This window comes from Cryobacterium sp. M23 (assembly GCF_002929655.1).
GTDB classification, from domain to species: Bacteria; Actinomycetota; Actinomycetes; order Actinomycetales; family Microbacteriaceae; genus Cryobacterium; species Cryobacterium sandaracinum.
In genome coordinates this window covers 24,166-44,535 of sequence record NZ_PJJV01000059.1, presented here as the reverse complement: position 1 = coordinate 44,535, position 20,370 = coordinate 24,166, and the positions used below count along the sequence as shown (strand labels likewise).

Genomic DNA, 20,370 nt, shown 5'->3' with positions numbered 1-20,370 from the left:
ACCGGGCCGACATCGTTCACTGTCGGCGCAACCCGTTACGTTTGAAAACGTGACAACCCTGGGACTCCCGCTCCGTACCGAGCAAGAAACGGTCGTTCTCGACGACTCGCAACGCGCCGTTCTGGCGCTGGTAGCGCAGCCTGCCCTGCCCGTTGGTCGACGCCACATCCCGGGAGTCAGCGCCGCCGTGATCGGCGCACCCGGCACCGGCAAGACCACCACGCTGGTCGAACTCGTCGCCGAGTGCGTGCGGGGCCACGGGTATTCGCCCAGCGAGGTGCTTGTGCTGGTGCCCACTCGCACGGGGGCGACGGCCCTGCGTGACCGGCTTGCGCTGCGCCTCGGCGTGCCCACCAACGGCCCGCTGGCCCGCACCGCGAACTCGGTCGCGTTCCAGATCGTGCGGGATGCCCTGGCCCGGGCGGGAGGCGCGGCTCCCACCCTGCTCACCGGCGGCGAACAAGACCAGATCATCGCGGAGCTGCTCGAGGGGCACCGGCAGGACCACGCCGAAGCGCAGCAGGCCGAAGCGCAGGGCGGGTCGCAGCACATCGAGTCACACCCTGAGTCGCGGCACGCCGCACCGGACTGGCCCGACAGCCTCGGCGCCGACGTGCGCAGCCTGCGCGGGTTCCGCACGCAGCTGCGCGACCTGATGATGCGCGCCGTCGAATACGGCGTCACCCCGGAGGCGCTCGCGGCTCTCGGCCGCAGCGAGCGGCGCCCGGAGTGGGTGGCCGCGGCCGAGTTCATCCGCGGCTACGACGACGTGAAAGACCAGTCCCGCCCCGGCCAGTACGACTCCACCGAACTGGCCCAGTTCGCCGCGGCCATCGTGGCCCGGGCCCCGGCCGGTTCCGCGGCGCTCGGCTCGCTCGGCAGCCTGCGCCTGATCCTGCTCGACGATGCGCAAGAACTTACCCAGGCCAACCTGACCCTCCTCGCCCAGTTCGCGGCGCGCGGCGTGGGCGTCATTGCGTTCGGCGACCCTGATATCAGCACCGGTTCCTTCCACGGCGCCCACCCGGATGCCCTCGGCCGGCTGGGCGCGTACCTGTCCGGCGCCGTGCTGCCGACCCTGGTTCTCAGCACGGTGTACCGGCACGACGCGGCCATCCGCGGGGTGGTGCGGGGTCTCACGCACCGCATCGGCGCAGCCTCGGCCGGCACTCAACGGTTCGCCGTCGGCGTGGCTGACCCGGCCGCGCAGGCAGTCCAGCCCGGAGGGCAGGCGGACCAGGCCGAGCCTGCCGGGGAGCCGAACCCCGTGCAGACCATGCTCGCGGACAGCCCCGCCGACCAGCTCGCCGTGATCGCCCGCCGGCTGCGGGAGCGGCACGTGCTCGGCGGCATTCCGTGGGGTCAGATGGCGGTCGTCGTGCGCAGCGGCTCGCTCGTGCCCGCCCTGTCCAAGGGGCTCGCCGCGCTCGAGGTGCCCACCCAGGTGTCGTCGGCGCAGACCGCGCTCCGCGACGATTACGCCGTGCGGGCCTTCATCCTCGCGCTCGAGGTGACCCTGGGCCGCACACCCCTGGGGCCCGAGGAGGCGACCCTGCTGCTCCGCGGCCCGCTCGGCGGCCTCGACCCGATCACCCTGCGGCGCCTGCGTGCCGCGCTGCGCCAACAGGAACTCAGCAGTGACCGGAATCGCTCCGCCGACGAGCTCCTGGTGGAGGCCCTCGGCGACCCCGGCCTGTTCGCCGCCATCGACAACCGCACGGCCCGCCGGGCCGCCAGCTGCGGGGAGAGCCTCCGGGCGGCCGCCGTGGAATACGCTGCCGGCGCCACGATCGAGGAACTGCTCTGGGGTCTCTGGCAACGAAGCGGCCTCGCCCGGGAGTGGAAGGACCAGTCCACCGGCACGGGCATCGTCGCCGACGAGGCCAACCACAACCTCGACGCCGTGGTGGAGCTCTTCTCCGCCGCGCAGCGCTACGTGGAGCGCACCCCGACCGCCCCGCCGGTTTTGTTCCTCGAACACCTTGTCGACACCGACGTGCCCGAAGACACCCTCGCCCCGCGCGCGCTGGGCGACGCGGTCATCGTGTCCACCCCGAGCGGCCTGATCGGCCGCGAATTCGACGTCGTCGTCATCGCCGGGGTGCAGGAGAACGTCTGGCCCGACCTGCGCATCCGTGGTTCGCTGCTCGGAGCCGGCGACCTGGCCACGCTCGCCGCCGGCCGGCGCCCGGAGGAGGCCGGCGCCCGCACCACCGTGCTGCACGACGAGCTGCGCATGTTCGCCCAGGCGGCCAGCCGCGCCCGCAGCGAACTGCTGGTGACTGCCATCGACAACGAGGAGAACCAGCCGTCGGTCTTTTTACGGCTGCTGCCGAAGCCCGCACCGCGCACGGCTCCGGAGCCCGGCGACATCAGCCGCTACCCGCTCTCCCTGCGCGGCCTGGTGGGCCGGCTCCGCCGGGATTTGACCCGGGGCACCGCGGCCCACGGCGACGAGGCCGCGAGCCGGGCCACGGATGCCGCAGCGACCCTGGCCCGGCTGGCCCGGGAGAACGTGGTCGGTGCCGCCCCCGACCAGTGGTACGGCCTGAACGAGCCCAGCACCGTGCGCCCGCTCAACGACCCGGAGGCCGGCGACGCCCCGGTGCGCGTCTCGCCGTCGCGGATGGCGGCCTTCGAGACCTGCCCGCTGCACTGGGTGATCGGGCAGGTCGGCGGCGGCACGTCCAACACCGCCGCGAACCTCGGCACGATCATCCACAAGGTGATGGAGGACTCCACCACTCATAGCCCCGACGCGCTCTGGAAGGGCGTCGAGGCGCGCTGGGGTGAGCTTCAGTTCGACGCCGACTGGCAGTCCCGGGTGCAGAAGGTAGAGGCGCGTGCGCTGACCGACCGGCTCGCCTCCTACCTGCTCGACTTCGAACACGGCGGTGGCAGCCTGCTCAGCGCGGAGGGCACCTTCCAGCTCGATGTCGACGGCGCCGTGCTGTCCGGCACGGTCGACCGGGTCGAGCGGCTCGGCGACGGGCGGGCGGTCATCGTCGACCTGAAGACGGGCCGCGGCGACCCGATCAGCGACGCCGGGGTGGCCCTGCATCCGCAGCTCGGCGCCTACCAGCTCGCGTTCAGCGAGGGTGCCATCGAGGGCATCCCCGCCGGAATGCCGCTCGCCGGCGCTCGCCTCCTGATCGTGTCCAGCGGCACGGTCAAGCAGAATTACCGCAATCCCACCCAGCCCACCTTCACCCCTGAGGAGCTTGCGGCCTTCCGCAGCCGGGTCGGTTGGGACGCCGCCGGCATGGGCGGCGCCACCTTCCTCGCCGAAATCAGTTCCCACTGCCTCGACCCGCGCTCGCACGGGTCCTGCCGAATCCACGTCATCAAGCAGGTCAGCTCATGAACCAGTCCGTCACCCCGCCCATCTCGGCCCGCCAGATCGCTGCGACGCTGGGCATGTTCCCCCCCACGGATGAACAGCAGGCCGTGATCGAGGCGCCGTTGGCGCCCACCCTCGTGGTGGCCGGGGCCGGCAGCGGCAAGACCGAGACCATGGCCAACCGGGTGCTCTGGCTGCTCGCCAACGGGCACGCCCGGCCCGACCAGATCCTCGGCCTCACCTTCACCCGCAAGGCCGCCGGCGAACTGTCCGAGCGCATCCGCGACCGCATCGACCAGCTCGACGCGCAGGGGCTGCTGCCGAAGCCGCCGGCGCCCGCGGCGGGGGTGGTCACGATCGATTCCTCCGACCTGTTCAACATGCCCACGGTGTCGACGTACAACTCGTTCGCCAGCCGCCTGTTCACCGACAACGCCCTGCTCCTCGGGCGCGAACCCGAGTCGGTGCTGCTCAGCGAGACCAGCGCCTGGCTGCTGGCCCGCCGGGTGGTGATCGAGCACGGCGACAGCCGGCTCGTACCCTTCGGCAAGAAGCTCGACGCGGTGACGGATGCCGTGCTCGCCTTCAGCCGTTCCCTCGCCGAGAACCCCCCGCCCGTTGTCCCGGGCGTTCCGGCCGCGCCGCACGACCTGACCGGCCTCTCCGCCGGCTTCGGCTATCTGCGAGACCTGCCCTACGGCAACCCGCGCAAGAAGATCCCGTATGCCTCGGTCGCCGAGTCGCTCGCGGCGGTGGAGCCGCTGCCGGTTCTGTTCGAGCTCGCCGAACGCTTCGCAGTGGAGAAGCGCCGGCTCGGGCTGATCGAGTTCTCCGACCAGGTGGCTCTCGCCCTGCAGGTCTGCCAGAAGGCCCTGCAGGTCGTCGCTCGCTACCGCGACCAGTACCGGGTGGTGCTGCTCGACGAATACCAGGACACCTCGGTGCTGCAGACCGAGCTGCTGCACACCCTCTTCAGCCGGCATCCGGTGATGGCCGTCGGTGACCCGCACCAGTCCATTTACGGCTGGCGCGGGGCCAGCTCGGCGAACCTGCTGGGTTTCTCGCAGAGCTTCGCCGGACTCTCCAACCGCCAGTCGCCGTCGATGAGCCTCTCCGTCACCTGGCGCAACCCGGTCACGGTGCTCGACACCGCGAACGCGCTGGTGGCGCCGCTGAGCGAGGCGCTCCGGGCCCGGCCCGACGGCATCCAGGTCGACACCCTCGCGGTGCCGGCCGGCAAGGCGAACGGGCGGGTCGAGGCGTCGATGCTGGAGACCATCGCCGACGAGGCCCGGGTCGTGGCGGACTGGTTCGCCACGCGCCTCTCCAGCGGCACCGACAAGTCCGGCGCGATGCTCTTCCGGGCCCGGCGCGAGATGGAGTTCTTCGCCGAGGTGCTACGGGAGCAAGGCGTCCGCGCCCACGTGCTCGGCCTCGGCGGCCTGCTCTCCACCCCGGAGGTCACCGACGTCATCTGCGTGCTGCGGGTCGTTCACGATCCCGCCGCCGGCAGCGAACTGGTGCGACTGCTCGCCAGCGGTCGCTACCGGGTCGGCCCCCGCGACCTGCAGCACCTCGCGGCCGTGGCGCGCTGGCTGGCGGCACACGACTGGGCCCAGCAGGCGGTGACGCAGGAACTCAAAGACAAGATGCGGGCATCCGTCGCCGTCGACGAGGGCGCGTCGCTCGTCGACGCCCTCGACTTCGTGGCTGCCGCCCCCGAGACCCACGGGCAGCTCGCGGGCTTCAGCGACACCGGCCGGGCCCGGGTGCGGGCCGCCGGCCGCCAGCTGGCCTGGCTGCGCGCGCGGGCCGGCCTGCCGCTGCTGGACTTCGTGCGGCTGATCGAGCAGGAGCTCCTGCTCGACGTGGAACTCGTCGCCAACGAGGCCAACGGCCTGGGCCTCGCGAACCTCTACGCTTTCCACGACACGGTCTCCGCCTTCCTTGCCAGCGACGAGGTCGGCAGCCTCGCCGGTTTCCTGCGCTGGCTGGGCAGGGCCGCCGCCTACGACGACCTGGGCCCGCGGATCGAGCCGGGCGAGAGCGGCACCGTGCAACTGCTCACCATCCACGGGGCCAAGGGGCTCGAGTGGGACTATGTGGCCATCCCCAACCTGACCGAGAAGAGCCTGCCGGCTCAGACCCGGGACGGGGCCGGCTGGCTGAAGTTCGGCGAGCTGCCCTACCCGTTCCGCGGCGACCGGGCCGAGCTGCCCGAGCTCGCCTGGCAGGAGCATGAGACCCAGCTGTCGTTCGACACGGAATTTCAAGCCTACAAAGAGCAGCTCGCCGCCCGCCACGACGACGAGGAGCGGCGCCTGATCTATGTGGCCACGACCCGCGCCCAGGAGGAGCTGCTGCTCACCGGATCGTACTGGGGCGGCGGCAGCACCGTGCGCGCCCCCAGTCGGTACCTCGAAGAGCTCGCCGAGGCCGGGCTGATCGCCGCGCTGCCGGAGGGCAGCGAGCACGACGAGAAACCCGACACCGGGGAGGGCGTCGACGAGCACTGGCCCTTCGACCCGCTCGGCACGCGGCGGCCCCTCGTCGAGGCCGCGGCCGCCCGGGTGCGCGCCGAAGCGCAGAGCGAACGCGACACCCGGTGGTCCCACGCGGTCACCCTGCTGCTCGAGGAACGGATGCTGCGCCTCGCCGGCGCGGGCGCCGTCCCGCTGCCCACGCGCATTCCGGCTTCCCGGTTCAAGGACTACATCGACGACCCGGTGGGGGTGGCCGCCGCCCTGCGCCGCCCCATGCCCGAGCGACCGTACCGGGCCACCCGGCTGGGCACCCTGTTCCACTCCTGGGTGGAACAGCGCGCCGGCGGGGCGTCGGGCGGCGACCTGATCGACGCGGACGAGAGCGAACTGGACCTCGGTGACCAGGGCCCCGACGCCTTCGACCTCGACCTCGATCAGAACCAGCCGCTGGAGCAGGCCCAGCTCGAACGGCTGCAGCGCACCTTCGAGCACTCGCCGTGGGCGTCGGTGCAGCCCGAAGAGGTCGAGATCGAGATCCACCACGTGCTGGCCGGGCAGGTCTTCGTGTGCAAGCTCGACGCGGTCTACCGCACCGAGACGGGCTACCAGGTCGTCGACTGGAAGACCGGCCGGTCGCCTTCGAGCGCCGCGGACCTCGAGCTCAAGCAGACCCAGCTGGCCCTGTACCGGCTCGCCTATGCGCGCTGGAAGGGCATCGACCCGGAGATCGTCGACGCGGTGTTCTACTTCGTCGCGGACGACACGATCGTCGCCCCGGACCGGCTCTACTCCGAGGAGGACCTGGTGCGGGCCTGGTCGTCCGTTCGCCTGAAGGCGGTGTCGCCCACGGTGTCGATCGCGCCGGTGGTGGCATCGTCGGCCGATGACGATGACGATGACGATGACGATGACGACGAGCCTGGACCCGAACCGGAGCCGGTCTCATCGTCGTCCTCGAACTCGCCGCCGAACTCCGACAGGTTGTAGGCGTCGGTGTGCATGGAACCACCCAGGTCGCGGCGGGGGATGCCGCGCGGTGTGGACTTGAGCATGCTCTCCACCCCGGCAACATCGAGGATCGGGCCGGTGGCCGGTGACAACGGATGCGACGTAGCCTGGTGCACGTTGTCCACCAGACCGTCGAGCATGGCCACGGCGTCGTCGACGATCCCCTGGCTGCGCGTGTCCGTGCCGTGCAGCAGCCAGCGGGCCAACTCCAGCTCGGCGTAGAGCATCGCGCGCTGCGTGATCCTCGGGTCGTTGCCCTGGCGGGCCGACGCGTACGACGCGACGGCTGTCTCGCCGGCCGCCCCGCGGGAGGCAAGCAGCCAGTGCAGGTCGCGGGCCGGGTCGCCCACGCTCAGGGCGGACCAGCCGAGAACCCCGGAGACGGAGTCGTCGGTGATCAGGAACGAGTCGGCCGACAACGACCCGTGCACCACGCAGGGCGCGAACTGCCAGAGCCCGTCGTCGTCGGTGGCCTGTTCCCAGCGGCGCAGGATCGCGGCGGGCAGGTAGCCAGTGGTGGCCGCCCGGTCGATCAAGGCGATGGTTCCGGTACGGCATTCCTGAGCGCTCTGCTGAGGCAACCCGGCGGTGCCGACGAAGGCCGTCGGCAGTGAGTGCACCGCGGCGATGGCGCGGCCGATCGAACCGGACACGCCCGCGTGGCCGGTGAGGGCATCCGCGTCGAAGGAATCGCCCTCCAAAAACTCGTAGACGACGGCCCGGGTGCCGCTGAGCGGCGCCTGGCCCACGAACTGCGGCACGTCGAAGGGGAGCCGGCTCCGGTTGCCGACGGTGAGCGCGCGCAGGGCTACCAGATCGGCGGACTGCTCGGTTTCGGCAGCCTGCGAGGCGGGGACCCGGATGATGAGGGCACGGTCGTCGCGGTCGATCAGCAGTGCGGATTCGAACGCGCCGCTGGCTCCTCGGGAACGCGCGACGGAGCCGTGCAGACGCACCTGGACGACGTCGAGACCGGGGACGGCGGCAGTGGCCAGCGCGGCTAGAGTGAGAGGGGATCTGACCATACCTTCTAGGTTAGGTCGACTTCCCCTCGGCGCGGTTGTTCGCCACGCCTCGACACAACTTCGGCAGTCTGTCCGAGACCGAGGAGCACCATGTCGTTTGCGTTCACCTCCCGTCTGCCGCTATCCCGTCACGCGGTCGACCGTGACGGCGAGGCGCGCGCCACCCCCGGTTTGCTCAACACGCTGCAGACGGATGCCGGCACGCGCCTGCTCGTGCTGTGGCGAGGCTCCGCGCTGATGGAGGCCGCCGCCCCCGCCCGACTGCGCCTGCTGGCTCCCGACCGAGTTCCCGCCGGCGAGTTTCGGCTCTACCTCGGCCGTTCCCTGGCCGAAGATGCGCCGGAGCCCGTGGGCACCCCGCTGGTCGCGGCCGTGCTGACCGACGAGGAGGCCCTGGCGCTCGAACCCGACGAGTCCCTCTGGGTGTCCCTGCGCCCTGTGGCGACCACCCTGTCCGACCGCGACGCGGGACTGTTCACCGAGACGCTCGGCGTCGTGAACTGGCACGACTCCCACGCCCACTGCCCGCGCTGCGGCGCGGCCACCCTGGTCGAGAACGCCGGTTGGACGAGGCGCTGCCCCGACTGCGGCGGCCAGGTGTTTCCTCGCACCGACCCGGCCGTGATCGTGCTGATCACCGACGCCGACGACCGCATCCTGCTCGGCTCGAACGCCCTCTGGGAGGGCAACCGCTACTCGCTCCTGGCCGGTTTCGTCGAACCGGGCGAGTCGCTCGAGGCGGCCGTCATCCGGGAGATGTTCGAGGAATCCGGCCTGCGCGTGGCCGACCCGGTCTACCTCGGCTCCCAGCCGTGGCCGTTCCCGGCCTCGATCATGTTCGGCTTCACGGCCCGGCTCGCCGACGGCCAGGCTCCGGCGGCCCTGCTCCCCGACGGGGAGGAGATCCTCGACCTGCGCTGGTTCAGCCGCGACGAGCTACGGGCCTCCGGCGACGTCATCATCCTGCCCGGCCGTTCCTCGATCGCCCGGGCGATCATCGAGCACTGGCTCGGCGAACCCCTCGAATTCGGCCCCGACAAGGCGCACGGATGGCGCTGACCACCGGTTCCCTGCTGGCCGGCCTCGACGACCAGCAGCGGGTGGCGGCCGAGGCGCTCGTGGGTCCGGTGTGCATGCTCGCCGGCGCCGGCACCGGCAAGACCCGGGCCATCACCCACCGCATCGCCTACGGCGTGATGACCGGCGCGTACTCGCCGAACCGGGTGATGGCCCTCACCTTCACGGCGCGCGCCGCCGCGGAGCTGCGCGGCCGGCTGCGCCAACTCGGCGCCGGGGGCGTCGCCGCCCGCACGTTCCACTCGGCGGCCCTGTCGCAGCTGAACTATTTCTGGCCGCACGTCGTCGGCGGCCAGGCGCCCCGCATCCTCGACGGCAAGGGCCGTCTGCTCGGGCACGCCGCCGAAACCCTGAAGCTCAAGCTGGACACGGCCACCCTGCGCGACCTGGCCGCGGAGATCGAGTGGCGAAAGACCTCCGGAATCGGCATTGAGGCGTATGGGGCCGGCATCGCCAAGCGCGGCCTGCCCGGCCGGCTCGACGTGGACCAGGTGCTGGCCATGATGGAGTCCTACGAGCGCCTCAAGGACGACCGCAAGCAGATCGACTTCGAGGATGTGCTCCTGGCGATGGCCGGGATGATCGAGGCCGAGCCATCCGTCGCCCTACAGGTGCGCGAGCAGTACCGTTTCTTCGTCGTCGACGAATACCAGGACGTCTCCCCGCTTCAGCACGACCTGCTCTCGCTCTGGCTGGGCCAGCGCCGCGACCTCTGCGTCGTCGGGGACGCCAGCCAGACCATCTACTCCTTCGCGGGCGCCCGCAGCGACTACCTGCTTGACTTCCCCAAGCGGTGGGAGGACGCCACCGTCGTGCGCCTCGAGCAGAACTACCGGTCGACGGGGTCGATCGTCGCCACCGCCAACCAGCTCATGCGCGGGCGGACCGGCGCCCTCACCCTGCGCGCCCACGCCAGCGAAATCGGCACCGAGCCGGGCGTGCGCGAGTACCCGAACGACATGGCCGAGGCCCGCGGCGTCGCCCAGAACATCGTCGAGCTGATCGAGGGCGGCACCCGCCCGGAGGACATCGCCGTGCTGTTCCGGGTGAACGTGCAGGCCGCCTTCCTCGAAACGGCCCTCGGCGACGTCGGGGTGAGCTATCAGATCCGCGGGTCGAAGCGCTTCTTCGACCTGGCCGAGGTCAAGCAGGCGGTGATGCAGCTGCGCGCGGCATCCGTCTCGATCATCGGCGAACCGCTGTTCAAATCCGTCAGCGACGTGCTGCGCTCCCTCGGCTGGAGCCAGAGTGCGCCGGAGGCCCAGGGCGCGGTGCGCGACCGGTGGGAGTCGCTGAACGCGATCATGGGCCTCGTCGACCAGGCAGCCCCGGAGACCACATTCCGCCAGTTCACCGACGAGCTGATGGAGCGCCAGGCCGGCCAGCACGAACCCACGGTGTCCGCGGTGACCCTGGCGACGCTGCACTCGGCGAAGGGCCTCGAATGGGACGCCGTCTTCCTGATCGGTCTGTCCGAGGGACTCGTGCCGATCAGCTACGCAGGCACCTTCGAGCAGATCGACGAGGAACGCCGGCTGCTCTACGTGGGCATCACCCGGGCACGCAAACGGCTGTCCCTGAGCTGGTCTGCTGCGGGCCACCAGCAGCGCGGCCCCAGAGAGCGTTCCCGGTTCCTGTCCGAGATCGGCGCCCGAGGCGTGCGTGCGCCCGCCGCCCGCGGCTCCTGAGACCGGCGCGGGGTAGCCTCGGGGCGTGCCCACTTTTCCGTTCACCCGCCTGGCTGCGGTGCCCTACGCGCCGTTGCTGGTGACGCAGGCACGCCGGCTGCGCCGCGACACGCCCCGGCTGCCCGACGCCGCCCTCCCGTGGACCGGTTCCCGGCCCGGCCCCGGCCCGCTGCGCATCCTCGTGCTCGGCGACTCGACCGCCGCCGGCGTGGGCGCCGAGACCCAAAGCGAGGCCCTGCCGGGCTGGATCGCCCACGAGGTGGCCGAGCGCTGGGGCCGCGGCAGCACCTGGCGGGCGATCGGTGAGAACGGCGCCACGGCCCGGGACGTGCGCGAGCGCTTCCTGACGGACGCCGCCGCCGTGCCCTTCGACCTGGCCCTGCTGACCATCGGCGCGAACGATGCGCTGGGGCTGCGCTCCCGAAACGCCTTCACGAACGATGTGCGCCGAATCGTGCTCGCCCTGCGGGCCGCGGCGCCGCAGGCGGCCGTGCTCGTGTCGCTGATGCCGCGCTTCGACCGCTTCGCGCTGCTGCCCGAACCCCTGCGCGCCACCCTCGCGCGGCACGCCGCGAGCCTCGACACCGGCGCCCGCCTGGCCGTCGAGGGTCTCGACGGGGTCGCCGCGATCCCGACCCCGCCGCCCTACGTCGAGGGCTTCTTCGCCAGCGACGAGTTCCACCCGAGCGCGCTCGGCTACCGCCTCTGGGCCCGGTTCGTCTTCGACTCCGCGCCCGGCCTCCGACTCGACCGCCCGGTCGGCTGAGAGCACCTGATGGCCCTGCTCCGTACACTCGACGAGGTTGTCGCGGTCGTCCGGGCGGTCGAACTCGAACGCACCCGGCAGGCGACGGATGCCGGCTCGCGCACCCTCGTCGGCCTGGCCGGCGCCCCGGGATCGGGAAAGTCGACCGTGGGGGAGGCGCTGGTCGCCCGGCTGAACGCCGGCGCCTCGTGGTGGTGGAGGGCAACTACCTGCTGCACGGCGAGGGCGGCTGGGCCGAAGCCCGGCCCCTTCTCGACCTGACCCTGTTCGTGGGGCTGGAGCGGGGCATCCGGCTCGCCCGAGCCCGATCTGGGCCCCGGTCTGCGAGCGGGTCTGACCTGGACCTGTCCCGTCAGTCCCGGGCGGGGCGCCCGGCCCCGGGCAGCGCGGTCACGTTCCCGGGAACGGTGCGGCAGCCGCACGACTCATGCGGCCGGTAGCCACGACGTTTGAGCGTGCCGGACGCCACGTCGAAGACGAGCGCGGTCTCCGTGAGGATGGACCGCCCGAGGACCAGCCGGTCGTGGCCGATCCCGGCGACGAGGGCGGCCACATCGATGCCGGCCCGCGGGGTTTCCGTGGGTGCCCGGCGGCTGAGCAGCTGGCAGGCCAGGGCGGCCCACGACGGGTCGGAATCCATGTGCGCCAGCTCCAGGCAGTACAGGCAGGGGCCGACCCCCGGCTCGACCAGGGGTCCGATCCGCACCTCGCTGTCGCTGAAGACCACGGGCAGGTGCGGGATGTCCCGGCGCAGCCAGCGCCCGTGCCGCTCCGGTTCCAGGGCGTAGTGACCCAGGACCACGGCCAGCCCGGTGCCGGGGTCGTCGGTCTTGGCCAGGGTCAGACCCAGGGTGCCGATCAGGGTGCGGATCAGGTCCGCCGTGAGCCCGCACCCGTCGACGCAGATTCTGGGCGGCGGTGCCACGGCGACCGGTTCGGGCATCCGGGCCGGGCCCGGAACATTCTCGGCGGTGACCAGAAGAGCCGGCCGCAGGGCGCGGAGCAGCGCCAGGATGGCCTCGTCGGAGGCCCCGCCCTCCCGCCCGATCATCAGGGCTCCGGAGCGGGGCACCCCCACGAACAGGGCCGCGAGCACCCGCTCGAGTCCCGGGCTCAGGGCGGTGATCACGACCAACGGGCGGTCGACGCCGACCTGGATGATGTCGGGCGAGCGCCAGACGACCGGATACCGGGGATCGAGTCGGAGTGTCATTCAGCGATGATGCCGCACTGGGCGCGCGCCCGCGCGAGTCATCCACAGCCCTGGCCCACAGCCACAGCTCCGCACGGCGCGGCCGTTTGCCCGATCCTCGGCGTCAGTCCAGCATCCGCCCCTAGGCTTTCACTATGACGACGCAACGACGTGTACTTGTGACCGGCGCTACCGGGTATATCGGCGGCCGACTCGTTCCCCTGCTGCTGGAAGCCGGCTACGACGTGCGCGTGCTCGTGCGCACACCCCAGAAGCTGAAGGATGTCCCGTGGGTCGAACAGGTGGAGGTCGCCGAGGGCGACCTCGGGGACCTGGCCAGTGTGCGATCCGCCGTCGCCGGGGTCGATGTGCTCTACTACCTGGTGCACTCGATGGGCACCCGCGGCGACTTCGAGAGCACGGAACGCCTCGCGGCCACGAATGTGGCTACAGCCGCCGCCGCGGCCGGCGTCTCCCGCATCGTCTACCTGGGCGGGCTGCACCCGGACACCGAGGAGCTGTCCCAGCACCTGCGCTCCCGGGCAGAGGTCGGCCGCATCCTGGTGGAGTCCGGTGTGCCGACAGCAGCCCTCCAGGCCGGGGTGGTCATCGGGTCCGGCTCCACGTCGTTCGAGATGATCCGGCACCTGACCGACGTTTTGCCGTACATGCCGGCGCCGCAGTGGGTGCGCAACAAGATCCAGCCGATCGCCGTGCGTGACGTGCTCTACTACCTCGTCGCGTCGGCGGAGCTTCCCGCCGACGTCAACCGCACCTTCGATATCGGCGGCCCCGACGTGCTGCGTTACGGCCAGATGATGAACGGGTACGCCCTCGAGGCCGGCCTTCGCCAGCGCCCCATCGCGTCCCTGCCCGTGTTCACGCCCTGGCTCGCATCGCAGTGGGTCAATTTGGTCACGCCCATCCCGCGCAGCCTGGCCGTGCCGATCATCGCAAGTCTGCAGAACGACTGTGTGGTGCACGAGCGCGACATCGACCAGTACATTCCCCAGCCGAAAGAGGGCCTCACCGGGTATCGCACCGCCGTGCGCCTGGCCCTCGGCCGCATGCGCGACGGCGACGTCGAGACCAGCTGGCGAAACGCGTCGATCGCGGGCGCGTCGAGCAACCCACTGCCCAGCGACCCCGAATGGGCCGGGCACCTCGTCTACACCGACCTCAAGGAAAAGCACACCGCCGCGAAGCCGGAAGACCTGTGGCGCGTGATCGAGAGCATCGGCGGTGACAACGGCTGGTACTCATTCCCGCTGGCCTGGGCCATCCGCGGCTGGATGGACAAGCTCGTCGGCGGGGTCGGCCTGCGCCGCGGCCGTCGTAACCCCGACCACCTGCATACGGGCGATGTGCTGGACTTCTGGCGGGTCGAACGCATCGACACCGGCCGGTTCCTGCGTCTCCGTGCCGAGATGCGCGTTCCCGGCCGGGCGTGGCTGGAGATGACGGCGGTTCCGGCGCCGGGCGGCGGCTCCGTGTACCGTCAGCGCGCCGTCTTCTTCCCGCGGGGACTGGGCGGTCGGCTGTACTGGTTCGCGATCCTGCCCTTCCACGGCGTCATCTTCACCGGCATGGCCAACCGGATCACGGCGGCCGCCGTAGGGGAGGCTGCCGTGGAGGTGGCCGTGACGAACGCGAACGCCACGACTGCCCCGACTGCCCCCGGATCGGGCCGGCCGGTCGCCGAGCGCGCCGCCTGAGCGGTGAGTTCACCGAGGTTGACCTGACCGGGCCCTGACCTGACCGGGCCCTGACCTGACCGGTGAAGACCGGGACCGCGACGCGGTATGAATCCGCGTTCCAACCGCCCGGGTTTCCGAGTCCGAGGCCCTGCAGCCACTCAGCCCGGAACGGAGTCGACGGCGATTCTGGCGCCCCGGACGCTTTCGTCGGTCAGGCCCGGCTGAGCCCGCGCGTGTGGCCAACTCAGGACATCCGCCGCCTGGGTCCGCCAGCCGCCGCAGACTAGTGCGGAACCAGCGCGGATGCCCGGCATGCCCCGAGCGGATCTCCTGAGTTGGCCACACCATCTGCCGGATACCAAACGGTGATCGCCGGAGGCGCCGCATGACTCGTGCGGCTCGGGCCTTGACCGGGGCACTCGCCGCCTCGCCGGTGATGACCCGCGTGCACGCGGTGCCGTCGGACCCGATCGTGTGCGCGCGACGCCGCGAAGCGATGAGGACTCACTCAGGGGCCGGTGCGGTCACGGCGAGGCACTATGGAAGACTTGCGAGCAACGCGATGCCGATCCAGCAGATCTGATGTGGGGCGAGTCTGCGCAGTGACTCGTGCGCAGTGGCTAGTGCGTGGGAAGGTGCGCAGAGATCTGCTCGTCGGGCTCGAGTTCCAGCTGGCGCTCACGGAAGAGATTGAGCTGGCGCTGGCGGTATTCGCCGACCAGATTCGTGATGTCGTGGTGTTCGGTGTGGCCGGGAAGGTTCGGCAGGGATGCAGATTCTGAAGTCAATGGGAAAACCAATTCGTCTCGGGGGAACGACCGATGCCCGGATTTGGAGCATTCAGAGACGCTAATTGATTCCACCGGTGATGTCAACGCGGCGGTGCCTCCGGCGTCAGCCTCGGTTGTTGTTGAGTTCGAAGACCTTGAGCAGCTCCGCGATGGCGGTCCCCCGAGCCTCGCCCCCGGCCTCGAACATCTCGGTCACGTGGGTTTGCAGGTGATTGTCCACCAGGAGCTTGTTGAGCGAGCCGAGCGACTTCTGGATTGACAGGGACTGCGTGAGGATGTCGATGCAGTAATCCTCGTTCTCGATCATCTTCTCCAAACCACGCATCTGACCCTCGAGGATGCGGGCACGGTGCAGGGCACGCCGTTTGATGTCGTCAATCATGGGTCTACAGTACCGCGATTCCAAATACCCCGGAGGGGTATTCTGTCGTCTGCCAGCGACGTCACCATCGTGTGCGACCACCTGGCACCATGCCCGACGTCATCCGGCTGTCCCGACGCACCCTGCGCGTGATCAGGGGTACCCTATTCTGCACCTTCTGCTACGGCCGGGCGGCGCTGCCACTGGCCGTGTTCAACCTGATCAACCCGTTGATCTCCGCCGCAGCGATGGCGTTCTCCAGCCTGTTCGTGGTGCTCAATAGCCTGCGCTCGAACACCGTCCGGTAGCCGCGCCGGCGGTTCGGCTCTCCGTGGAGTGAAGGCATGCGTCGTGCGCTCATCCTCTTGCTCACAGCCACACACGGAGCATGCGCGCTGCTCGGCCTGTCCGCCCCCGGCCTCGCGGTAGCCGGCCCGGTGCGGGGGCCGTCCGCAGTGTCGGCGGGCGTCGAGGACTTCACCTTCGACTCGTGGCACTCGGACTTCCGGCTGTTGCTCACCGGCGACGGGCACTCGCGCCTCACCACCACCGAGACGATCGTGGCCCGGTTTCCGGAGACCGACCAGAACCGGGGCATCCTGCGTGCCATCCCCACCCACTACGACGGACATCCGACCGACCTGGAACTGGTCAGCGTCACCGACGAGAACGGGCGGCAGCGCGACGTCGAGACCGAAACCACCAGCGAAGACGGCGGAGACCAGTTCCTGGCGGTGACGATCGCCACCGATGTCTTCGTGCATGGCGCGCAGACCTATGTCATCACCTGCGAACAGGTCGACGTCACGCTCGACCCGGAGGATGCCTCGATCCAGGAGTTCTACCGTGAGGTCAACGGCACCGGCTGGGCCCAGCCGTTCGGCGATGTGTCCGCCACCCTCACCGTCGACCCGGTGGTTGCGCCCTGGCTCACCGGGGATGCCGCCTGCTATCAGGGCACCGGCGATTCGTCGGAACCCTGCGCCTCGCTGACGACGGATGCCGCGGGCGAGGCCGTCCCGATCGACGTCACCGCCGGGGCACTCGGCCCGGCCGAGGGGCTCACTCTGTCCGTCGGGTTCGAGCCCGGCACCTTCGTGCCCCGCGACCAGTCGTTCACGGCGAACCCGTTCCCGGGTATCGGCCTCGCAGCGGCCCTGATCGGCCTGCTCGGCGCCGGTCTCGCCGTCGCCTCCCGGGCCACCCGCTGGCGGAACGCACCGGGTCGGCCGACCGTTGTCGCCGAGTACCTGCGGCCGCAGGGCGTCAACCTGCTCGTGGCGGGAAACGTGATGCGCACGAGCGCCAAGGCCATGACCGCCCAGTTGCTCAGCTTCGCTGTGCGTGGCAATGTGCGGGTCCTGGAGGGGGAGGGCACAAAGCACTACCTGCTCGAGCTGCTGCACACCAGAGACCTCGACCCGGCCGAGCAGGCGGTGCTCCGGCTGCTGTTCCCGGGGCTGCACGCGGGCACGAGCCGCGACCTCAAGACGAAGGACACCAAGCTGGGCGCCGGGCTGGCCAAGCAGCTCCAGGCGGTCACCGAGCAGGTGCTGGCCGACGGGCTGCGGGAGAGGAAGGGTGGCCGGCTGCGCCGTTGGCTGCTCGTCGGCGCTGTGCTCACCGGCATTCTGACTCTGGTCGGCTGCGTCGGGGCGTTCGTCACGGAGGTCGGCGGGGGCTGGCCGGTGCTCGTACTGGTGCTCGGCATCGCCACCCCGGTCACGACCCTTGTCGTGTCCGCGAGTGTGCGCCCACTCACCGCTGCCGACGCCGAGCTGCGCGATTACCTGGCCGGCGTGAAGCTATACATCGATATAGCCGAGGCCGACCGGCTGCGAGTGCTGCAGAGCCCCGAGGGAGCGCTGAGGTCGCCCGACCGGCCGGACCCGGCATCCGTTCTCGGCCTGCCCGATCCGGGGCAGCCGGGGCAGGTGCTGAAGCTCTATGAGCACCTGCTGCCGTTCGCGGTGCTGTTCGGTCAGGAGAAGGAGTGGGCCCAGGTTCTCGGTGACTACTACGCCCGGAGTGACGCGCAGCCGGACTGGTACGCTGAGTCCGCTCCGTTCAACCCGGTCTGGTTCGCCGCCGGGTTGAGCTCGTTCACGAGCTCCACCTCGGCCTCCTGGTCGGGAAGCGCGTCGAGTTCCTCCAGTTCCGGTTCGGGTGGAGGTGGCTCGGTCGGCGGTGGTGGAGGCGGCGGCGGAGGAGGAGGCGTCTGATGGGCACCCCGGTCGAACCCACAGTCACACGTTCCGCTCTGGCCCCCGGTCTGCTCGGGGCGGTCATCCTGCTCGGCGGGCTAGCGCTGCTGGACTCCGAAAGCTTCATCATCATCCGGTACGCGGTCAGCATCCTTGCGATGATCCTCTGCGTCTTCGCCATCCAGGCGAAGGCCTGGCTGTGGCTGATCGGTCTCGTTCCGATCGCGGTGCTCTGGAACCCGATCGTGGTCATCGACCTGTCCGGCCGGGGCTGGGTGTCCGCCCAGTTCATCGCCGCGCTGGTCTTCATCCTCGTCGGGGTCGTCACCAAGGTGCCGGTGCATCGGGATTGACCAGCGGGCGTAGACTGGATTCGCGTCGAAAAAGCCCGATTACCGTCTTGACCGTGCCGCTGCATCCCAAATGCCGGTGGCGCAAATAGGGTTGGCACGTTGCTCGATTCAGGCTTCGACGTATCGATCGCACCGGTGTCCACGGATGCCGCACCACGTCGAGCACGGCCTTTGTCTGCTGTGCTGCTGTGAAGTTGGAGAAGAATGGCTTACACCCGCCACCAGGCCGCCGGTTCGAACAACCGTGTTGCCGCCGGAGGTCGCGCTCGGCAGCGACCTCGTTCCCGCGACGATGACGCCCCCATCATTCCCATCCTCGCCCGCAAGGTGCGCGAGGTGGAGGCGAAGGCGCAGATCGGCGCCAAGCTGGGCCCGACCAACCGCACCAAGTACCAGGTCATCGCGCTGCTCATGCGCGAGGAACGCGCCCGGGTCAAGGGCGACAAGGACCTCACCGACGCGAACCGCGCGGAACTGCTGAAACGCCTTGACGGCATCGCCCAGATCCTGGCGAAGACCGCGGCCCGCGACACCAGCCTGATCACCCTGCTGGAACCGGATGCCGGCGTGTCCACGGTCGCGCAGCGGTTCCGCCGCGACTGGCTGCTTGAGTCCGGTGCCGAACTCACCCCCGACGAACTGATCATCACCCGCGAGGCCGAGGCCAAGCCGGAAATTCCGGTCAACCAGGTCATCCCTCAGTCGGTCAAGGCCCGCCAGCTCGCCAACCCGTTCCTCGCGCCCGATTTCAGCGCCGCGACGGCCCAGCCGGTCGTCTCCGGCCGTCGCCTGGCCAACTGGGAACTCATCGGCCCGCTGTTCAAATCCTTCGAGTATGGTTCCGGCGGTCAGGCCGCCAGCATGGACCTGCCCGAGGCACCCCGCGTCGACCGGCTCTCGCCTCGCGGCATGGAGCTGATGCGCCACCAGTCCCGGTTCGTCGAAAGCGCGCGCCTGGGCCACCGCAGCTACCTGCTCGCCGACGAGCCGGGGCTCGGGAAGACGGCGCAGAGCCTGCTCGCGGCATCCGTCAGTGGGGCCTACCCGCTGTTGGCCATCGTTCCCAACGTCGTCAAGATGAACTGGGTGCGCGAGGTCGAACTGTGGACGCCGAACCGCCGGGCCACCGTCATCCACGGCGACGGCGACACGCTCGACGCCTTCGCCGATGTGGTCATCGTCAACTACGACGTGCTCGACCGGCACCGCACCTGGCTGGGCACCCTGGGCTTCAAGGGCATGGTCGTCGACGAGGCGCACTTCATCAAGAACCTGCAGTCGCAGCGCTCCAAGCACGTTCTGGCCCTGGCTGAGCAGATCCGGCGCCGCACGCCCGGCGGCAACCCGCTGCTGATGGCTCTGACCGGAACCCCGCTGATCAACGACGTCGACGACTTCCGGGCGATCTGGCAGTTCCTCGGTTGGCTCGACGGCGACAAGCCGGCCCCCAGACTCATGCAGAAGCTCGAAGCGATCGGGCTGACCCCGGCCGACTCCGGGTTCTACAGCGCCGCGCGTGCCGCGGTGATCGACCTCGGCATCGTGCGCCGCCGCAAGGTCGACGTCGCCGCCGACCTGCCGGCCAAGCGCATCGCCGACATCCCGGTCGAGCTGGACGACGACCTCGGCCGCTCCATCCGCCAGGCCGAGCGGGAGCTCGCCGCCCGCCTGGTCACCCGGTACCACTCCCTCGTCGCCGCCCGCCATCCGGGCCAGACGCCGCCCGTCCTCGACGGCGAGCAGCGGGCCGCCTTCATCCGCGCGGTTGCCCACGCCGAACTCGAGGAGTCGAAGGGGCAGACGACCGGTGAGAACGTCTTCACCATGGTGCGCAAGATCGGTCAGGCCAAGGCCGCCCTCGCGGCGGACTACGCCGTGCAGCTGGCGCACTCGGTGGGCAAGGTCGTGTTCTTCGCCAAGCACATCGACGTGATGGATGCCGCCGAAGACATCTTCGCCAAGCGCGGCCTGCGCACGGTTTCCCTGCGCGGCGACCAAAGCGCACTGGCCCGCCAGGCCGCCATCGACTCCTTCAACGAGGACCAGGGGGTGGCCGTGGTGGTCTGTTCCCTCTCTGCCGCCGGAGTCGGCGTCAACCTTCAGGCCGCCTCCAACGTCGTGCTCGCCGAGCTCAGCTGGACTGCCGCCGAGCAGACACAGGCCATCGACCGGGTGCACCGCATCGGCCAGGACGAGCCGGTCACCGCGTGGCGGATCATCGCCGCCCACACCATTGACGCGCGCATCGCCGAACTCATCGGCAGCAAGCAGGGCCTCGCGGCCCGCGCCCTGGACGGCGCCGTCGACGAGATCTCGTCCGCCGATTCCGTGCAGGCCAGCGCCCTGATCTACCTGCTGACCCTGGCTCTCGACGGGGAGTTGTAG

At 70.5% G+C, this 20,370-nt stretch carries 14 protein-coding genes and 1 pseudogene; 11 read left to right on the top strand and 4 right to left on the bottom strand.

Translation table 11 applies throughout. The features are described 5' to 3' along the window. Positions 1-49: 49 nt before the first annotated feature. Both CXY82_RS05195 and CXY82_RS05190 read left to right on the top strand, forming a co-directional pair. The gene (locus CXY82_RS05195) at positions 50-3,364 is read left to right on the top strand and encodes an ATP-dependent DNA helicase (protein ID WP_104169970.1); all 3,315 of its coding nucleotides are present in this window, start codon (positions 50-52) and stop codon (positions 3,362-3,364) included. Continuing rightward, positions 3,361-6,810, top strand: coding sequence for an ATP-dependent DNA helicase (locus tag CXY82_RS05190; protein ID WP_104169969.1), 3,450 nt, complete (start codon positions 3,361-3,363; stop codon positions 6,808-6,810). The genes CXY82_RS05195 and CXY82_RS05190 overlap by 4 nt, the downstream gene beginning before the upstream one ends. A 284-nt stretch (positions 6,811-7,094) precedes the next feature. On the opposite strand, the pseudogene CXY82_RS18520 reads toward CXY82_RS05190, so the two are convergent. Beyond that, positions 7,095-7,856, bottom strand: a pseudogene (locus tag CXY82_RS18520) (phosphotransferase); the annotation flags it as partial. A 90-nt stretch (positions 7,857-7,946) separates the two neighbouring features. Between CXY82_RS18520 and nudC the strand changes: the two are divergent. From nudC to CXY82_RS17545, 4 genes are read left to right on the top strand one after another with little or no spacing between them, the layout of a single operon-like run. Beyond that, complete coding sequence (nudC, locus tag CXY82_RS05180; protein WP_104169967.1) at positions 7,947-8,915, top strand: NAD(+) diphosphatase; 969 nt, start codon at positions 7,947-7,949, stop codon at positions 8,913-8,915. After that, a complete protein-coding gene (locus tag CXY82_RS05175) occupies positions 8,906-10,621 on the top strand; it encodes an ATP-dependent helicase (protein ID WP_104169966.1) in 1,716 nt (571 codons plus the stop codon). Before nudC ends, CXY82_RS05175 begins: the two co-directional genes overlap by 10 nt. A 25-nt stretch (positions 10,622-10,646) precedes the next feature. Next, positions 10,647-11,387, top strand: a complete 741-nt coding sequence (locus CXY82_RS05170; protein WP_104169965.1) for an SGNH/GDSL hydrolase family protein — start codon at positions 10,647-10,649, stop codon at positions 11,385-11,387. Between the two features lie 9 nt (positions 11,388-11,396). Then, positions 11,397-11,648, top strand: a complete 252-nt coding sequence (locus CXY82_RS17545; RefSeq protein ID WP_199180886.1) for a hypothetical protein — start codon at positions 11,397-11,399, stop codon at positions 11,646-11,648. 91 nt (positions 11,649-11,739) lie between these two features. On the opposite strand, the gene CXY82_RS05160 is transcribed toward CXY82_RS17545, so the two are convergent. Continuing rightward, positions 11,740-12,600: a hypothetical protein gene (locus tag CXY82_RS05160; protein WP_104169964.1), complete on the bottom strand. Its 861-nt coding sequence runs from the start codon at positions 12,598-12,600 to the stop codon at positions 11,740-11,742. Between the two features lie 134 nt (positions 12,601-12,734). On the opposite strand from CXY82_RS05160, the gene CXY82_RS05155 reads away from it, so the two are divergent. Further along, positions 12,735-14,294 (top strand): SDR family oxidoreductase, encoded by a 1,560-nt coding sequence (locus tag CXY82_RS05155; RefSeq protein ID WP_104169963.1) that lies wholly within the window; start codon positions 12,735-12,737, stop codon positions 14,292-14,294. A 602-nt stretch (positions 14,295-14,896) separates the two neighbouring features. On the opposite strand, the gene CXY82_RS17245 is transcribed toward CXY82_RS05155, so the two are convergent. Together CXY82_RS17245 and CXY82_RS05150 are read right to left on the bottom strand one after the other, a co-directional pair. Then, positions 14,897-15,064 carry a hypothetical protein gene (locus CXY82_RS17245; RefSeq protein WP_158252085.1) on the bottom strand — a complete coding sequence of 56 codons (168 nt, stop codon included), beginning with the start codon at positions 15,062-15,064 and terminating at the stop codon, positions 14,897-14,899. 106 nt (positions 15,065-15,170) lie between these two features. Then, positions 15,171-15,449, bottom strand: coding sequence for a metal-sensitive transcriptional regulator (locus tag CXY82_RS05150; RefSeq protein WP_104101060.1), 279 nt, complete (start codon positions 15,447-15,449; stop codon positions 15,171-15,173). A gap of 89 nt (positions 15,450-15,538) precedes the next feature. Between CXY82_RS05150 and CXY82_RS05145 the strand changes: the two genes are divergently transcribed. The 4 genes from CXY82_RS05145 (at position 15,539) to CXY82_RS05130 (ending at position 20,370) form a co-directional block, all read left to right on the top strand. Then, entirely contained in the window at positions 15,539-15,736 is a 198-nt protein-coding gene (locus CXY82_RS05145; RefSeq protein ID WP_199180885.1) for a cation-translocating P-type ATPase, read from the top strand. A 36-nt stretch (positions 15,737-15,772) separates the two neighbouring features. Beyond that, a complete protein-coding gene (locus CXY82_RS05140; RefSeq protein WP_104169962.1) occupies positions 15,773-17,650 on the top strand; it encodes a DUF2207 domain-containing protein in 1,878 nt (625 codons plus the stop codon). Next, positions 17,650-17,985, top strand: coding sequence for a DUF6804 family protein (locus tag CXY82_RS05135; protein WP_104169961.1), 336 nt, complete (start codon positions 17,650-17,652; stop codon positions 17,983-17,985). Before CXY82_RS05140 ends, CXY82_RS05135 begins: the two co-directional genes overlap by 1 nt. A 204-nt stretch (positions 17,986-18,189) precedes the next feature. After that, the gene (locus tag CXY82_RS05130; RefSeq protein WP_104169960.1) at positions 18,190-20,370 is read left to right on the top strand and encodes a DEAD/DEAH box helicase; all 2,181 of its coding nucleotides are present in this window, start codon (positions 18,190-18,192) and stop codon (positions 20,368-20,370) included.

Excerpts from the sequence above, each read along its gene's own strand:
- CXY82_RS05190 (WP_104169969.1), top strand. The coding sequence starts at position 3,361 with ATGAACCAGTCCGTCACCCCGCCCATCTCGGCCCGCCAGATCGCTGCG.
- nudC (WP_104169967.1), top strand. The coding sequence starts at position 7,947 with ATGTCGTTTGCGTTCACCTCCCGTCTGCCGCTATCCCGTCACGCGGTC.
- CXY82_RS05175 (WP_104169966.1), top strand. The coding sequence starts at position 8,906 with ATGGCGCTGACCACCGGTTCCCTGCTGGCCGGCCTCGACGACCAGCAG.
- CXY82_RS17545 (WP_199180886.1), top strand. The coding sequence starts at position 11,397 with ATGGCCCTGCTCCGTACACTCGACGAGGTTGTCGCGGTCGTCCGGGCG.
- CXY82_RS05160 (WP_104169964.1), bottom strand. The coding sequence starts at position 12,600 with ATGACACTCCGACTCGATCCCCGGTATCCGGTCGTCTGGCGCTCGCCC.
- CXY82_RS05155 (WP_104169963.1), top strand. The coding sequence starts at position 12,735 with ATGACGACGCAACGACGTGTACTTGTGACCGGCGCTACCGGGTATATC.
- CXY82_RS05150 (WP_104101060.1), bottom strand. The coding sequence starts at position 15,449 with ATGATTGACGACATCAAACGGCGTGCCCTGCACCGTGCCCGCATCCTC.
- CXY82_RS05145 (WP_199180885.1), top strand. The coding sequence starts at position 15,539 with ATGCCCGACGTCATCCGGCTGTCCCGACGCACCCTGCGCGTGATCAGG.
- CXY82_RS05140 (WP_104169962.1), top strand. The coding sequence starts at position 15,773 with ATGCGTCGTGCGCTCATCCTCTTGCTCACAGCCACACACGGAGCATGC.
- CXY82_RS05135 (WP_104169961.1), top strand. The coding sequence starts at position 17,650 with ATGGGCACCCCGGTCGAACCCACAGTCACACGTTCCGCTCTGGCCCCC.
- CXY82_RS05130 (WP_104169960.1), top strand. The coding sequence starts at position 18,190 with ATGGCTTACACCCGCCACCAGGCCGCCGGTTCGAACAACCGTGTTGCC.